A 16,459-nucleotide genomic window follows, 5' to 3' on the forward strand; every position below is an offset into this window, starting at 1 on the left:
TCACTCCGCCATCAGCTTCGCAAGATCGTCTTTCCAGAATTTCGCCCAGGTGTGCGTGCTGTGGCCCTTGGTCTCGGCGCTCGCAGGGATGAGGATGTAGCGCGCGCGGGGCATGCGCTTCACGCCCTCTGCGGGGTAGGAGAAGCCCGGCGGGTTGATGAAATCGTCGGCCGAGCTGATCCAGAGCACAGGCACGGTGATCTTTTCGAGGTTCGGCCACGGGTTGTAATTGCGCGACGAATCAAGCTGGTAAATCGTGTCGTTCGCATCGTTGCGGCCAAAGGTGCGCGCGAAGGCCTCGTCCTTATATTTTTCCGCCGCGACGCGGGTCGGATATTGGGCCTGCAGCGCATAGGGGTTTGCACCCGCGATCATCGAGAGCGAAGCGGCGGTGCGCAGGCCCGAGAGTGGCGGGTCGGTGTAATTGCCATCCTTCCACAGCGGATCGGCCTTGATCGCGTCGATCGAGAGGGTGCGCCACATGCGGTTCTCGCCCGCTATCTCGACCGGCTGGCACGCAAAGGGCGCGAGGCGTTCGGCAAATCCGGGGTAGGTTTCGCCCCAGACGAAGGCGTGCATACAGCCCATCGAGGTGCCGAGGATCAGTTCGAGCTTCTGCACGCCGAGCTTTTCGGTGAGCATCCGGTATTGCGCCGCCACCATGTCGTCATAGTCGTACTTCGGGAATTGCATGCGCAGGCCATCGCTGGGTTTCGATGAGCCGCCGTGGCCGAGATTGTCGGGCAGGATGACGTAATATTTGCTGGTGTCGAGAAGCTGGCCGGCGCCGAAGAGTTCGTTCGCGAACTGCGGCTGGAAGAATTGCTTGCCGGTGCCGCCGGTGCCGTGGAGGATCATCACCGCGTTGGCGATGCGGCCCTGCTTGTCACGCCGGGGCTTTCCGAGCGTGGTGTAATGCATCTTGATTTCGGGCAGTTTCTCCCCGGTGTGGAAGGCGAAATCCTTGAGAATCGCGTCGCCCTCGACGGCGCCATCGACCGTCTGGGCATGGGCGGGGGCGGTGCCGGCGAGCAGCAGGGCGAGCGGGGCGAGTATCTTGTACATGGCAGGACGCTAGCGCGCGTCCCGGCGCGGTCAAGCTATTGCCCGTAGCCCGGCGTTCCGGCGAGCCGCACCGCTTCGCGCGCGGCGGCGAAGAGCGCGCCGGCCTTGGCCTCGCACTCGCGCTGCTCATAGGCGGGGTCGCTGTCGGCGACGATGCCCGCGCCTGCCTGGACGTGCATTTCGCCGTCCTTCACGATCGCGGTCCTGAGGACGATGCAGCTGTCCATATTGCCGTCGGGCGCGAAATAGCCGACGCCGCCGGCGTAGGGCCCGCGCGCATCGGCTTCGAGTTCGGCGATGATCTGGCAGGCGCGCACCTTGGGCGCACCGCTGACCGTGCCGGCGGGGAAGCCCGCGAACAGCGCGTCGATCGCGTCCTTGTCGGGCGCGATGCGGCCGATGACGTTCGACACGATATGCATGACGTGGCTGTAGAATTCGACCGTGTAGCTGTCAGTGACGGTCACGCTGCCGCCGGTCGCGGCGCGGCCGACGTCGTTGCGGCCGAGGTCGAGGAGCATCAGATGCTCGGCGCGTTCCTTGGGGTCCGCGAGCAGGCTTTCGCGATTTTCGGCATCCTCGGCGCTCGTGCGACCGCGCGGGCGGGTGCCGGCGATGGGCCTGATCGTGATCTCGCCGTCGCGGACGCGGACGAGAATCTCGGGGGACGAGCCGATGATCGCAAAGCCGGGCAGATCGAGGAAATAGAGGAAGGGGGATGGGTTGATGCGCCTAAGCGCGCGATAGAGGTCGAAGGGCGGCAGGTCGAACGGGGTCGAGAAACGCTGCGAGAGGACGACCTGAAAGATATCGCCCGCGGCGATATATTCCTTCGCCGCCGCGACCATCTTCGCGAACTGCGCGGGCGTCGTCGCGGGGGTCGCGGCAATGTCGGTGGGCAAGGCACCGGTCGTGGCGCGGTCGGCGTGCGCGCTCGCGCTCGACAGGCGCGCGGCGACATCGTCGAGCCGGTCCTGCGCCGCTTCGATCATCCGGTCGATGGCCCCTTCGGGATCGGGCCAAATCGGCGCGATCAGGAAGAGCTCGTCGGCGAGGCGGTCGAAGACGAGGATCACCGTCGGCCGCATGAACACCATGTCGGGCAGGCCAAGGCCCGCGCCCGGCGCGCGCGGAATACGCTCGACGAGGCCGATCGTTTCGTAGGCGAAGAAGCCGACGAGCGTGGCGAGCGCCTTCGGCAGCGCGTCCGGTACGTCGAAGCGGCATTCGGCGACGAGGTCGCGCAACGCCTGCAGCGCGCCCGTATCGAGCGGCTGGAACGCGGTGCGGTCGCGGCGCCAGTTGCGGTTGATGCGGGCCGAGTCGCCGGTGACCTCAAAGAGCAGGTCGGGGTCGAGCCCGATCAGGCTGTAACGGCCGCGCGTCTCGCCGCTTTCGACCGATTCGAGCACCCAGTCGCCGCGTCCGGGCTCGATAAGCTTCAGCGCGGCCGACACCGGGGTCTCGACGTCGGCGATCAGCCGCTGCCACACGACCGCGCCGCGGCCCTGCGCCAGCGCCTCGAGCGCCGCGGCTCTGCCCTCGATCGCCACGCCTGCGCTTATTCGCCGGCCGGCGCGGCGCCGGTCAGCTCTTTGCGGAGCTGATCGACCAGGTCCTTGTTGATCGTCACCCCGACACGGCGCTTCGCCTCGGCGGCGAGTTGTTCGACCAGCTCGTTACCGAATGCCGAGGCGAGCGGTTGCGCGAGCGCGGCGACGCGCGCGGGTTCGATCGACTTGGGATCGGGGCGATCGACCTTGTCGAGCGCGATGACCATCCAGCCGCGGTTGCCGGGGACTTCGAGCGTCTTGACGCTGTTCTTCGCCATCGAGAAGAGCAGCGCGAGTTCGGGAGGGACGCCCTTGCCGTCGCGGCCGAGTTCGGAGCGGCGGCCGCCGATCGTCTGGACGCTGCCGATGTTGGGGCCGGCGGCGCGCGCGGCCTCGGCGAGGCTCTTGCCGCCTTCGACCGCCTTGACGATGGCGCGCGCCTTGTCGCGGGCGACCTTCTGCCCCTCGGCGAAGCGCCATTCCTCGAGCAGGGCGGGGCGGATTTCGGCAAAAGGCGGCGGTGCGGCCGCAAGGATGGATTTCACCGAATAGACGGCAAATTTCTCGTTCTCGACCAGCGTTGCGATCTGGCTTTCGCCTTCGCCGCTACCCTGGAAGGCGCCGCTGACCATCGGCGCGAGTTCGGGAGCGAGCGCGAAGCCCGCCACCTTCGGGGCACGGCCGCTGGGGAGAAGGGCGGGGGTTTCCTCGACCTTCAGCTTGCGGTCGGCCGCGATCTCTTCCAGCGAGGCGCCGCTGTTCACGGCGTCCTGGATCGCGTTGAAATAGTCGACCATCGCCTCGTTTGCCTTGTTCTTGGCGAGTTCGGCGCGGATTTCGGGGGTCGCGTCGGCAAGGCTGCGCGCGGGCTTCGCGGTCACCGCCTCGACCCGTGCGACCGCCCAGCCGAGGCCGGTCTGGGTCGGGCCGAGAATGTCGCCGCGCTTGGCGGCGAAGGCCGTTTTGGCCATCGCGTCGCTGGTCGTCGCGGCGTAGGCCGAAAGGGTGAGTTCGCCCGTCGTCGAGGCCGAAAGCCCCGATGCCTGCGCGGCGGCGGCGAGCGGCGTGCCGGCGCGCGCCTTTGCCGCGATGCTGTTGGCGGTGGCCTGATCGGGGGCGATCACTTGGGCAAAGCGGCGCGTCTCGCTGGCGGCATATTGGGCGGCGTTTGCCTTATACGCCTTTTCGATTTCGGCGTCGCTGACCGCGGGAACCGCAACGGAGCTGCGGTCGAAGAGCGCATATTGCAGCACGCGCCGTTCGGGGACCGTGAACTTCGATTTGTTTTGGGCAAGGAAGCTTTGCAGCGCGGCGTCGCCCGGATCATTCTTCGGTGCGAAGATGCTGGCGGGGATGAAGGTTGCCTGGCCGCTGCGCTGTTCGAGCAGCAGCGCGGTATAGGGGCTGGCAATGCCCGTCGCGATACGCGGCAGGTTACCGATGGGCGCGCCGATCTGTTCGAGCAGCAGCTGCTGCTTGATGTCGCGGCGAAGCTGCGCCTCGGTCATCCCCTGCTGGCGCAGGAAATTTTCGAACGTCTTCTGGTCGAACTTGCCCGACACCCCCGAAAAGGCGGGAATGTCGGCGATACGGCCATCGATCTGGCGCTTGCTGACGCTGAAGCCGAGCTCGGTCGCGAATTGTTCGAAGGCGATGCCGTCGACCATCTGGTTGAGCGCCTGGTCGAGCCCGCCCGATTCGACGAAGGCCGCCATCGTGAGGCCCGGCTGCTGCTGCCGCGCCTGGTTGTAGGCGAGGCGAACGCGTTCGCGAAGCTCGCCGACGCCGAGCTGGCTCTTGCCGACCTTGGCGACATTGGCGCCGCCGAGGCCGCCGAACGAGGCGTTGCCGGTGACGTCGCCGAGCGCGAACAGCACGCCGATCAGGGCGATGAAGCCGAGCGCGATAATCTTGCCGAGGGTGGATCCGAACAGACGGCGGAGAGACGTGATCATGAAACGACTATACTTTCGGCGTGGCGCCTTCGGGCGCGGTTTGGGCGCTGCTTTAGGCGGGAGGCGGGCAGGCTTCAAGGCGGGAAAGCGCGAAGCGGCGCGCGCTTGCATTGGAACGCCGCCGGGCGCTAGGGGCGGGCATCACGACGACAGGCAGGAGGATCGGGTCAATGGCGCGGCGCAAATATGTGGTCGGCAACTGGAAGATGAACGGGCTGACGGCCGCGCTGGGCGAGGCGCAGGCGATTTTCGACGCCGCGAAAGCGCATCCCGCCGTCGATGTGGCGCTTTGTCCGCCTTTTACGCTGATCGGGCCGATGCTTGCGTCGGCGCCGGGCGCGGCGGTCGGCGGACAGGATTGCCATAGCGCGGTATCGGGAGCCTACACAGGATCGGTCGCGGCGGCGATGCTGGCCGACATCGGCGCAACGCTCGCCATCGTCGGGCATAGCGAGCGCCGCGAAGGTTTTGGTGAGAGCGACGCCGATGTGAAGGCCAAGGCCGAAGCGGCGCTCGCCGCCGGTCTGTCGGTGATCCTGTGCGTCGGTGAGCCGCGCGAGGTGCGCGAATCGGGCGGCGCGATCAACTATGTTCTGGCGCAGGTCGCGGGATCGCTGCCGACGGACTTCGATGCGTCGCGGCTTGCCATCGCTTACGAGCCGATCTGGGCGATCGGGACCGGGCTGGTGCCGACGGTTGATGATGTGGCGGCGATGCACGGCGCGATCCGCGCCAAGCTCGGCGAACTCGCGGGTAGCGGTGCGGCGGGCACGATGCGCATTCTCTACGGCGGTTCGGTGAATGCCGAGAATGCCGCCGAATTGCTGGGTGCGGGCGATGTCGACGGCGCGCTGGTCGGCGGCGCCAGCCTGACGGCGGTCAAGTTCGTGCCGATCATCGCGGCGGCCTCGGGGCTCTAGCGATCGTCGCCCCCGCGAGGACGGGGCGACGGTATGCAGGCTTGAACCCCCGGCACTTCATCTCTATGTGCGCCGCGGGCGTGGTCCGTGTGGGACCGCGCAAGTCCGGGAAAATTCGATGTCCAGCCTCTTCACCTTCCTGCTCGTCGTCCAGGCGCTCGTTGCCGCGGCGATGATCGGCGTCATCCTGATGCAGAAGTCGGAAGGTGGTGGCCTTGGCGTCGGCGGCAGCCCTGCGGGCCTGCTGTCGGCGCGCGGCGCGGCGGACTTCCTGACCCGGGCGACGACGGTTCTCGCCAGCCTGTTCGTCGGACTGTCGATCCTGCTCGCGGCGCTCGCGTCGGTAGGTAGCGCTGGCGGTTCGGCCATCGATACCTCGCTGTCGAAATCGGCGCAGCCGAGCAGCGGCGCGCCGACCTCGTCGCTCACCGGCCCGGCACAGGCTCCGGCGCAGACTGCGCCGGCCCAGACTGCTCCGGCCTCGGACGATCCGCTGGCAGCAGCCGCTGCAGCGGCCAGCCAGAGCGCTCCGGCACCCGCCGAGGCCCCTGCCAAGAAATAGACCGGCGGCTTCGGCCACCGGCATCGCACGCGCGGCGGCGGAATTTTTTCCGCCGCAAGCGATTCGACGGCTTGCGCCGTCACCCTCCTGTTGAGTAAGTCTTTCCTCCCATGGCGCGGTTCATTTTTATCACCGGCGGCGTGGTCTCCTCGCTTGGCAAAGGTTTGATGGCGGCTAGCCTCGCTGCCTTGTTGCAGGCGCGTGGCTACCGTGTTCGCATCCGGAAGTTCGATCCCTATCTCAATGTCGACCCGGGCACGATGTCGCCCTATCAGCATGGCGAAGTCTATGTGACCGACGACGGGGCCGAAACCGACCTCGACCTCGGCCATTACGAGCGCTTTACCGGCGTTGCGGCTCGGCAGAGCGACAATGTCACCTCGGGCCGCATCTATCAGCAGATCATCACCAAGGAACGTCGCGGCGATTATCTTGGCGCGACGGTGCAGGTCGTTCCGCACGTCACCGACGCGATCAAGGCGTTCGCGCGCGCCGAGACCGACGACCTCGATTTCGTGCTGTGCGAGATCGGCGGCACGGTCGGCGACATCGAATCGCTGCCCTTCATCGAAGCGATCCGCCAGCTGAGGAACGAGGAGGGGCGCGAGAACACGCTCTCCGTCCACGTCACGCTGGTGCCGTACATCGCCGCCGCGGGCGAGCTGAAGACCAAGCCGACGCAGCACAGCGTGCGCGAACTCGCGTCGCTTGGCGTCCAGCCCGACATCCTGCTTTGCCGCTGCGAAAAGCCGCTGCCCGAGGGCGAGCGCGCCAAGATCGCGCAATTCTGCAACGTGCGGAAGGAAGCGGTGATCCCGGCGCTTGATGCCGATTCCATCTATTCGGTCCCCGTGCAATATCATGGCGAGGGGCTCGACAGCGAAGTGCTGCGCGCCTTCGGCATCCATGACGCGCCCGATCCCGACCTGTCGGCGTGGTACGACATCATGGACCGCAAGCAGCACCCCGAGGGCGAGGTCACGATCGGCGTCGTCGGCAAATATGTCTCGCTGCCCGATGCGTACAAGTCGCTTAACGAGGCGCTCGTCCACGGCGGCATGGCGAACCGGGTCAAGGTCAACATCCGCTGGCTCGACGCCGAAATGTTCGAGCGCGGCGACGACCTCGCGAACGAACTTGAGCCGATGCACGGCATTCTCGTCCCCGGCGGCTTCGGCGAACGCGGGTCGGAGGGCAAGATCGAGAGCGTCCGCTTCGCGCGCGAGCGCAATGTGCCCTTCTTCGGCATCTGCCTTGGGATGCAGATGGCGTGTATCGAGGGCGCGCGGAACACGAGCGGCATCGAAAAGGCGTCGAGCACCGAATTCGGCCCGACGAGCGAGCCGGTCGTCGGCCTGATCACCGAATGGATGAGCGCCGAGGGGCTGCAGCAGCGCGGCGCGAACACCGACATGGGCGGTACGATGCGGCTCGGCGCCTATGAGGCGAAGCTGTCGCCGAACAGCCATGTCGCGGCGATTTACGGCGCGAACGACATCAGCGAGCGTCACCGCCACCGCTATGAGGTGAACGGCGCCTATCGCGACAGCCTTGAAAAGGGCGGACTTGTCTTTTCTGGCATGTCTCCCGATGGCATGTTACCCGAGATCGTCGAGCGGCCGGACCATCCATGGTTCATCGGGGTGCAATTCCACCCCGAACTGAAATCCAAACCCTTCGATCCGCATCCCCTGTTCCGGGGATTCATCGAAGCGGCGGTGAAACAGAGCCGGCTCGTCTGAGGTCTGTTGGGCGGACGACAGGAAAGGGACGACAGGGGCATGGATCACGCGAGACTCGCCGAGCTTCAGGGCCCCGACAGCATCTTTTCCGGTCTGAGCGTCGAGGACTGGGCCGAAATCGCCAGCCGGTCGGTGCAGATCAGCTTCGTGAAGGGCAAGGAGTTGCTCGTCCAGGGCGATCCGGGCGACATGATGCTGATCCTGACCGAAGGCACGGCGCGCGTGTCGATGTTGACCGCGGGCGGGCGCGAGATCGTGCTCGCCTATGCCGAACCCGGCGCGGTGCTGGGCGAGATTGCGCTGCTCGACGGCGGCGAGCGCACGGCGTCGGTGACTGCGACGAGCGCCGGGAGTGCGCTCCAGCTCGGCCGCAATGCGCTCAAGGATTTCGCGGCGAGCCATCCCGAATTCACCTGGTCGCTGATGCAGCAGCTCGCGCGGCGGCTGCGCACCGCCGACCAGACGATCGAAAGCGACCGCGCCTATGCCTCGGGCCCGCGGCTCGCGCGTTACCTCAAACGCCTGATCCGCAAGGACAGTGCCGAAAAGTCGCACCGTGTCGAACTCAGCCAGACCGAACTCGGCAATTTCGCCGGGATGAGCCGCGAGCATATCAACCGCCAGCTCAAGAGCTGGGAAGAATCTGGTGTGATCTCGTTGGAGCAGGGCCGCGTGCGCGTGCTCGATGCGGATATGCTGGAGGATATCAGCGAGTGCGAGGGGTAGGGGCGCCGCAAAACGCCCCTCGCTCGCGAGTGTTTATGCCACCACCGACCTCGTCCACATGAGTCATGCCTGCCGGATGATTCGTGACAGGAGCATGACTTCGTCGGTGCCTGTGCCATATCAAGACGATATCGAAAACACACGCGGGGCCAATTAACATTTGGTTGACCAAATTAACCGTGCATGGGAGGCCGTAACGATATCTGCTGCATTTTGGGGGTAAGGCGATGTTGATTTTCAAGCTATTCGGACGATTCTGGCTGTCGCTCGTTGCGGCATGCGCGATCGGGCTATCGCCAGCGGCGGCCGCCGAACTCGTGACCTATAGCTGGACGACCACCAATGCGGGCTTTGGGTCGCATGTGTCGCAGCCGACATCGGCGACGTTCCAAGTGCCGCTGTCCTCCGTGCTTGCAGGAAAGATCAACTATTCGGATATCAGCAATATTCAGTTTGCTTACCCCGGATTGACGTTCAATGCCTATTCGGCGAGCTCAACCGGGCTGGATTTCGCATCCTATGTGGATCCCGCGACCGGGGCGTTCATCTTTAACAATGTCAATCAGGGTCTCGCGGTGATCGGATATGAGGGCGGCTTGTTTTCGGACAGCTTTCTGTCGATCACGGTCGGGAACCCGAACTCCAGTTTCACGGGCGTTGCCGATCAGTTCAACGCACTGAAGAATGGATCGCCTTATGCAGGGTTCCCGACGGCCGGCTATTGGTCCGCGAGCTTCCCGACCACCTCGGCTGTTCCCGAGCCCGCCACCTGGGCGATGATGCTTCTCGGTTTCGGCGCCGTCGGTTTTGCGATGCGTCGCAAGCGGCATTTCACGACGAGCTACGCGACCGCCTGATCCGGTTTCGTTTCAGCGCGCGACAGGGCGCCCCGGTTTTTGGCCGGGGCGCCTTTTGTTATTCGTCCCAGCCATTTTGCCCCAAATGCCTTCGTTCCGGCCCCAGTGCTAAACGGAGATGCGTCGTGGGGCCGGAATCACAACGCCCGGGCCTCTTCCGAGACCCGGGCGCCTGTGACGAACACTCGCCATCCCCCTTGTGCGCAGACCGGCGACGGATCTGCACTCCCTGGAGCCGGGCCGTTTGGCCGCGTTGAACCAGAAGCCATGTGGGTAGGTCGAAGGGGGCGCTTTGTCACCCTCCACGCGCGATGACGCCTTCTTTTGCGTCCGCCCTGTGGCCGTTGGGCAACATATTGTGCGAATCGTTCGCAAGTACTGCGTGAATTCGTGGCCATTGCCAGCATCGCCCGCGCTCCCTAAAGCGACGGCATGACCGCACCGCGTATCGCGCTTCCAAGGCCGCCCGCCCGATGATCCTGCGTCCTTACGAACGCGCTATCTTCAAACGCTATCTTCTGCCGCAGCGCGGCGAGGGCTTCATCTTCGTCGCCGCGGCCTTCAGCTTCATTGCGGTGACGCTCGGCGTCGCGGCGCTGGTGATTGTGATGAGCGTGATGAACGGCGTCCGCTCCGACCTGTTCGACAAGATCGTGGGGCTCAACGGCCATGCCGTCGTGCAGGGCTTCGGCGGGCGGCTCGACGACTGGCAAGATGTGCTGAAGCAGGCGAAGGCGACCCCCGGCGTGGTGTCGGCGACGCCGCTGATCGAACAACCGTTGCTGGCGAGCTTCAGCGGGCGTGTCGAGGGCGTGCTGGTGCGGGGGATGACCGTGCAGGACATTCGCAAGAATGACGTGCTCGGCGGAAAGGTGCTGCAAGGCAGCCTGAACGCGCTGACCCCCAATTCGGGCAATATTGCGCTCGGCAGCGAGTTGGCACGCAATCTGGGCGCGACGGTCGGATCGACCGTCACGATCATCAATCCGCAGGGACGGGCGACGCCCTTCGGCACCGTGCCGCGCGAGATCGCCTATCGGGTGTCGGCGATCTTCGAGATCGGTGTGTATGACTTCGACAAGGCCTATGTCGTGATGCCGATGGAGGATGCGCAACTGTTGCTGCTGATCGGCGATCAGGTGGGGATGATCGAGGTCAAGGTGACCGATCCCGACCGGGTCGGCGAAACGCTGCAGCCGCTGGCCGAGAAGGTTGCGGCGAAAGCGGTTATTTCCGACTGGCGATCGATGAACGCGAGCCTGTTCGAGGCCTTGTCGATCGAGCGCGTCGCGATGTTCGTGATCCTGTCGCTGATCATCCTTGTCGCCGCGTTCAACATCATTTCGTCGCTGATCATGCTGGTGCGAGCGAAGACGCGCGACATGGCGATCTTGCGCACGATGGGCGCCCCGCGCGATTCGGTGATGCGGATATTCATCGCGATCGGGCTTTCGATCGGCGTTGCAGGCACGGTCGCGGGTATGGCGATCGGGTTCGGGCTGCTTTTCTTCCGCCAGAATGTCCTGCGCGGGTTCGAGATTCTGACCGGGCAATCGCTGTGGGATCCCTCGATCCGCTTCCTCACCGAATTGCCGTCGAAGCCCGATCCGTTCGAGATCACGGGGATCGCGGTCATGACGATCGTTTTCAGTTTCCTCGCCACGCTCTATCCCGCGTACAAGGCCGCGAATACCGATCCGGTGCAGGTGCTGCGCTATGAGTGATGTGGTCCTTGAACTCGCCGGCCTGAAGCGCAGCTTCACCCAGGCCGACGTCACCATCGAGGTGCTGCGCGGCGTCGATGCGAACCTGAAACGCGGCGAAATCGTCGCGCTGCTCGGGCCGTCGGGGTCGGGCAAGTCGACGATGCTGCAGGCCGTCGGCCTGCTCGAAGGCGGCTTCGGCGGCACGATCCGTATCGACGGCGAGGATGTGACGCGCATCGACCAGGGGGAGCGGACGAGGACGCGGCGCGAGAAGATCGGCTTCGTCTATCAGTTCCACCATCTGCTGCCGGACTTTACCGCGATCGAAAATGTCGTGCTGCCGCAGCTGATCCGCGGCGCCAGCCAGGCCGATGCCGAGGCCCGTGCGACCGAACTGCTCGGGCGGCTGGGCCTCGCCGAGCGGCTTCATCACAAGCCGAGCAAGCTGTCGGGCGGGGAGCAGCAGCGCGTCGCGGTGGCGCGCGCGCTCGCGAACCGGCCTTTGCTCGTGCTCGCCGATGAGCCGACGGGCAATCTTGACGAGGCGACCGCCGACCGCGTGTTCGACCAGTTTGTGCAGCTGGTGCGCGACCATGGCTCGGCGGCGCTGGTCGCGACGCATAACGAACGGCTGGCGGCGCGGATGGACCGGGTGTTGCGCTTGCATGAGGGGCATATCGAGGCGTAGCGTTGCGATTCTGCGGGAGGGGACGAATGATCCGTTCGCTATCATTTGCGGCACTTGCTCTTGTGGCCGCGCCGGCGCACGCCGGATTTCAGTCTCCTCCTCCGCCGCCTCCGCCGATCCAGCTTCCGCCACCGCCGGCGGCTATTCCGTCGCAACCCGCGCCGCTGGTCCAGCTTCCGTGTACGGGCCCGGACTATCATGCCTTCGATTTCTGGGTCGGCGAATGGGATGTGTTCCCGAACGGCAGCAGCACGCAGGTCGCGACGAGCAGCATCGAATCGATGTTTCTCGGCTGCGCGATCCGCGAGACGTGGAAACCGCTGAAAGGCGGAGGCGGCGGCTCGTTCAGCCATTATGATGCCGAGCGCCGCTACTGGCGGCAGGCGTGGGTCGACGCGACCGGCGCGCGGGTCGATTTCGATGGCGGTCCGGTTGATGGCGGGATGGTGCTGACCGGCCATTGGGCGAATGTCGTTGCCAAGGGTCAGGACGGCCTTATTCGTATGACCTATTCGAAACAGCCCGACGGATCGGTGCGCCAGCATGGCGAGCAATCGACCGACCACGGGCTTACATGGACGACGAGCTTCGACTTCATTTACAGACCGCGCAAGGCGGGGGAGAAATAATATGGGCCTCTATGATCTTTCGGCGAAGCTGCCGGGCGGCGGCGAGCAGCCGTTGGCCGATTACAAGGGCAAGGTGCTGCTGATCGTCAACACCGCGTCGAAATGCGGCTTCACCCCGCAATATGAGGGGCTGGAAGAGCTGTACCGCGATTACAAGGATCGCGGGTTCGAGGTGCTGGGCTTTCCGTGCAACCAGTTCGGCGCGCAGGAACCGGGCAATGCAGAGGAGATCGCGAATTTCTGTTCGCTGACCTATGATGTGACCTTTCCGCTGATGGCGAAGATCGACGTCAACGGATCGAACGCCGATCCGATCTTCAAACATCTGAAGGACGAGCAGACCGGGCTGCTGGGTAGCGGGATCAAGTGGAACTTTACCAAATTCCTCGTCGATCGCGACGGCAAGGTGGTGTCGCGCCACGCGCCGACGACCAAGCCCGAGCAACTGCGCAAAGAGATTGAGGAATTGTTGGGTTAACCGTTGGCAGAATCACCGCTGTCACTGTAGCGTCATCCGATGGCCTACAGCCCCTTCGTTCCCCTGCGCGTCTTTTCCAGTTTCACGATGCTGGAGGGGGCGATCGAGCCCAAGGCGATTGCAAAAGCCGCACGCGAGCGTGGATTTCCGGCGATTGCGGTCGCCGATCGCAACGGGCTCTACGGCGTCATGGCGTTCGGCGAGGCGTGCAAGGCTGCGGGGGTGCAGCCGATCGTCGGCGCCCTCCTGAGCGTTGCGCGGCCGGGACAGCGGCTGGCGAGCGGCGCCCCGATGATCGACTGGCTCGCGCTCTACGCACAGGACGACACGGGCTACAACAATCTCTGCGCGCTGGTGTCGGCGGCGCACCTCGGCCGGCCGGTCGAGCAGGATCCGCATGTCACGCTCGCCGACATGGCAGGGAAGACCGACGGCCTCATTTGCCTGACCGGTGGCGGCGAGGGGGCGCTCGCGCGGTTGCTTGCGGGCGAGCAGAAAATGGCGGCCGACGATTATGTCGAGCAATTGGAGGCGCTGTTCGGGGGGCGGCTTTATATCGAGCTGTCGCGGCGAAACGACGCGACCGAAATGGCCGCCGAGAACGCGCTGATCGATCTGGCCTATGCCCGGGCGCTGCCGATCGTCGCGACCAATCCCGCCAACTTCGTCGAGCCGCAATTCCACGCTGCGCACGACGCGATGCTGTGCATCGCGCAATCGGCCTATGTCGAGAGCGAGGATCGGCGCGTGTCGAATCCGGAGGCGTGGCTGAAGCCCGCCGAGGCAATGGAGGATGCGTTCAGCGACCTGCCCGAGGCGATGCACAATACGCTCGTCGTCGCGCAGCGCTGCGCCTTCATGGCGCCCAAGCGCAAGCCGATCCTGCCCAGTCTTGCAGGCGACCGCGAGGGTGAGGCGGCGCAGCTCAAGGCCGACGCCCATGCAGGGCTGGAGGCGCGGCTCGCGCATTATCCCGACCTTTCCGCCGAGGAACGCGAGGCCTATGTCAAGCGCCTCGATTTCGAGGTCGACGTCATTACCCAGATGGGTTTTCCCGGCTATTTCCTGATCGTTGCCGACTTCATCAAATGGGCGAAGGCGCACGATATTCCGGTTGGGCCGGGGCGCGGTTCGGGTGCGGGCAGCGTCGTCGCCTGGGCGTTGACGATCACCGACCTCGATCCCTTGAAGCTCGGCCTGCTGTTCGAACGCTTCCTCAATCCCGAGCGCGTGTCGATGCCCGACTTCGACATCGACTTCTGCGAAACGCGGCGCGGCGAAGTGATCCGCTACGTGCAGGAAAAATACGGCCGCGACACGGTCGCGCAGATCATCACCTTCGGAAAGCTGAAGGCGCGCGCGGTGCTCAAGGACACCGGGCGTGTGCTCCAGATGAGCTATGGCCAGGTCGACCGGCTGGCGAAGCTGGTGCCGAACCATCCCACCGATCCCTGGACGCTCGAACGCGCGCTGAATGGCGTCAGCGAGCTGATGACCGAATATAAGCAGGACGACGGGGTGCGGCGCCTGTTCGACATGGCGCGCCAGCTGGAAGGCCTGCCGCGGCACAGTTCGACCCACGCGGCGGGCGTGGTGATCGGCGACCGGCCGCTCGACCAGCTCGTCCCGCTCTATCGCGACCCGCGCTCGGACATGCCGGTGACGCAGTTCGACATGAAATATGTGGAGACCGCGGGGCTGGTGAAGTTCGACTTCCTCGGCCTCAAGACGCTGTCGGTGCTGAAGGAAGCCAAACGGCTGCTCGCGCTGCGCGGGATCGATGTCGATCTCGACGCGCTCGGCTGGGACGATCCGGCGGTCTACGAACTGCTCCAGCGCGGCGAGACCGTCGGGGTGTTTCAGCTGGAATCCGAAGGAATGCGGCGCACGCTGTCGGCGGTGAAGCCGACCAACTTCGGCGACATCATCGCGCTCGTCGCGCTCTATCGGCCGGGTCCGATGGACAATATCCCGCTGTTCGGGGCGCGCAAGAACGGCCGCGAGCCGATCGCCTATCCGCACCCGCTGCTCGAAGGCATCCTTGCCGAAACCTATGGCATCTTCGTCTATCAGGAACAGGTGATGCAGGCGGCGCAGATCCTCGCCGGCTACAGCCTCGGCGGCGCCGACCTCTTGCGCCGCGCGATGGGCAAGAAGGTGCAGGCGGAGATGGACGCGCAGCGCGACACCTTCGTCAAGGGCTGCGGCGAGCACAACGGCATCGACGCCAAGGCCGCGAACGAGCTGTTCGACTTGATCGACAAATTCGCAGGCTATGGATTCAACAAGAGCCACGCGGCGGCCTACGCCTTGCTGTCGTATCAGACGGCTTGGCTGAAAGCCCATTATCCGCACGAGTTTTTTGCGGCGTCGATGTCGTTCGATAGCCACCAGACCGACAAGCTGTCGATCTTCATCGACGACATGCGGCGGTTGGGGGTCGAGGTGTCGCCGCCCTCGATCAACGAGAGCGAAGCCGATTTCTCGGTCGGGCGCGGCGAGGATGGGCTGACGGTGCGCTACGCACTCGGCGCGTTGAAAGGCGTTGGCGAGAAGGCGATGGAGGCACTGGTCGCCGAACGCCATGCGAAGGGCGACTTTGCGAGCCTCGACGATTTCGCGGCGCGCATCGATCCCAAGCTGCTCAACCGGCGGCAGATCGAGGCGCTGGCCGCCGGCGGCGCGTTCGATTGCGTCGAGCCCGACCGGCCCACCGCCTTCGCGGGCGCCGAGGCGCTGCTCGCCTGTGCGAACAGCTCGGCGCACGAGCGCTCGACGGGGCAGGGCGGCCTGTTCGGCGGCGATGTCGCGATCGCGCCGGTGCTTCAGCTGTCGGCGGTCGAGCCATGGACGCTCGCGGAGCGCATGACGCGCGAGAAGGAGGCGTTCGGCTTTTACTTCTCGGCCCACCCGGTCGAGCAATATGAGGCGATCGTCGCGGCGCGCGGCGCGCGCTCCTACGGCGACATTTGCGAAAATGTCGAAATGACGCCGGGAACGCGCATCCCGATGGTGATGGCGGCAATGGTCGAAAGCGCGCGCCCGCGCGTGTCGCAGCGTGGCAACCGCTTCCTCAATTTGACCCTGTCCGACCGCAGCGGGCAATTCCAGTCGAGCTGTTTCGACGAGCAGGCGGGGAAGGTGCTCGAGGCGCTGGCAGCTGACGGCGGCTGCGCGATCCTGTCTGTCGAGCTCGACCTGCTCGAGGGCGAGGAGACGCCGCGTGTTACCGTGCGGGGGGCGCAGTCGCTCGCCGAAATCGCGGCGACGGCGGCGTTGCAGCTGACCTGCCGGGTCGAACTGGCCGATGCGGTGGCGGAAATCGCGAAACTGCTGGAGCGTCGCGACGATGCGCGCGGCAAGGTGGTCATCGCAACGCGCGATCCGCTGACCGATGAGGATGTCCGGGTGGAGCTTGGCCGAAGCTTCGCCCTCGGCCCCGACACCGTCTCGCGGCTTGAAATGATCGCAGGCGTGACCGAACCCGCTCTTTCGCTGGTCGCGCCGCGCGATTTCAGGGCGCGATAGTCCGCTTCACCCTTGCATAGCGCTCGATTCCCGCCCTATCCCTAGGCGGC

General features: G+C 65.4%; 13 protein-coding genes. 10 read left to right on the top strand and 3 right to left on the bottom strand.

Annotated elements, in window-relative coordinates; genetic code table 11:
- Genes QOL68_RS06225 through QOL68_RS06235 form a run of 3 tightly spaced genes read right to left on the bottom strand, consistent with a single transcriptional unit; the run spans window position 1 to window position 4,573 of the window.
- The gene (locus QOL68_RS06225; RefSeq protein ID WP_282947873.1) at window positions 1-1,065 is read right to left on the bottom strand and encodes an alpha/beta fold hydrolase; all 1,065 of its coding nucleotides are present in this window, start codon (window positions 1,063-1,065) and stop codon (window positions 1-3) included.
- Window positions 1,066-1,100: 35 nt separating this feature from the next.
- Window positions 1,101-2,618, bottom strand: coding sequence for an anthranilate synthase component I (gene trpE, locus QOL68_RS06230; RefSeq protein ID WP_058456395.1), 1,518 nt, complete (start codon window positions 2,616-2,618; stop codon window positions 1,101-1,103).
- Window positions 2,619-2,626: 8 nt separating this feature from the next.
- On the bottom strand, window positions 2,627-4,573 hold the full coding sequence (locus tag QOL68_RS06235; RefSeq protein WP_282947877.1) for a peptidylprolyl isomerase: 1,947 nt from the start codon (window positions 4,571-4,573) through the stop codon (window positions 2,627-2,629).
- A 170-nt stretch (window positions 4,574-4,743) separates the two neighbouring features.
- Here QOL68_RS06235 and tpiA point away from each other — a divergent pair, with 170 nt between their 5' ends.
- The 10 genes from tpiA to dnaE all read left to right on the top strand — a co-directional run bounded on the left by tpiA (window position 4,744) and on the right by dnaE (window position 16,409).
- Window positions 4,744-5,493 carry a triose-phosphate isomerase gene (tpiA, locus tag QOL68_RS06240; protein WP_282947879.1) on the top strand — a complete coding sequence of 250 codons (750 nt, stop codon included), beginning with the start codon at window positions 4,744-4,746 and terminating at the stop codon, window positions 5,491-5,493.
- Window positions 5,494-5,611: 118 nt separating this feature from the next.
- Window positions 5,612-6,055: a preprotein translocase subunit SecG gene (gene secG, locus QOL68_RS06245; RefSeq protein WP_204992966.1), complete on the top strand. Its 444-nt coding sequence runs from the start codon at window positions 5,612-5,614 to the stop codon at window positions 6,053-6,055.
- 110 nt (window positions 6,056-6,165) lie between these two features.
- Entirely contained in the window at window positions 6,166-7,797 is a 1,632-nt protein-coding gene (gene pyrG, locus QOL68_RS06250) for a CTP synthase (protein WP_058456399.1), read from the top strand.
- A gap of 39 nt (window positions 7,798-7,836) precedes the next feature.
- The gene (locus tag QOL68_RS06255) at window positions 7,837-8,523 is read left to right on the top strand and encodes a Crp/Fnr family transcriptional regulator (RefSeq protein ID WP_058456400.1); all 687 of its coding nucleotides are present in this window, start codon (window positions 7,837-7,839) and stop codon (window positions 8,521-8,523) included.
- A 227-nt stretch (window positions 8,524-8,750) separates the two neighbouring features.
- Window positions 8,751-9,380 carry a PEPxxWA-CTERM sorting domain-containing protein gene (locus tag QOL68_RS06260; RefSeq protein ID WP_282947883.1) on the top strand — a complete coding sequence of 210 codons (630 nt, stop codon included), beginning with the start codon at window positions 8,751-8,753 and terminating at the stop codon, window positions 9,378-9,380.
- Window positions 9,381-9,853: 473 nt separating this feature from the next.
- Window positions 9,854-11,104: a lipoprotein-releasing ABC transporter permease subunit gene (locus QOL68_RS06265; RefSeq protein WP_282947886.1), complete on the top strand. Its 1,251-nt coding sequence runs from the start codon at window positions 9,854-9,856 to the stop codon at window positions 11,102-11,104.
- Window positions 11,097-11,774 (top strand): ABC transporter ATP-binding protein, encoded by a 678-nt coding sequence (locus QOL68_RS06270; protein ID WP_204992965.1) that lies wholly within the window; start codon window positions 11,097-11,099, stop codon window positions 11,772-11,774. The genes QOL68_RS06265 and QOL68_RS06270 overlap by 8 nt, the downstream gene beginning before the upstream one ends.
- A gap of 62 nt (window positions 11,775-11,836) precedes the next feature.
- Window positions 11,837-12,403, top strand: a complete 567-nt coding sequence (locus tag QOL68_RS06275) for a hypothetical protein (RefSeq protein ID WP_283404283.1) — start codon at window positions 11,837-11,839, stop codon at window positions 12,401-12,403.
- A gap of 1 nt (window position 12,404) precedes the next feature.
- Complete coding sequence (locus QOL68_RS06280) at window positions 12,405-12,881, top strand: glutathione peroxidase (protein WP_058456405.1); 477 nt, start codon at window positions 12,405-12,407, stop codon at window positions 12,879-12,881.
- 39 nt (window positions 12,882-12,920) lie between these two features.
- Window positions 12,921-16,409 carry a DNA polymerase III subunit alpha gene (dnaE, locus tag QOL68_RS06285; RefSeq protein ID WP_282947891.1) on the top strand — a complete coding sequence of 1,163 codons (3,489 nt, stop codon included), beginning with the start codon at window positions 12,921-12,923 and terminating at the stop codon, window positions 16,407-16,409.
- The last annotated feature ends 50 nt before the right edge of the window (window positions 16,410-16,459 follow it).

Origin of the sequence: Sphingopyxis sp. Geo25, from assembly GCF_949769135.1 — a bacterium.
Lineage (GTDB): Bacteria > Pseudomonadota > Alphaproteobacteria > Sphingomonadales > Sphingomonadaceae > Sphingopyxis.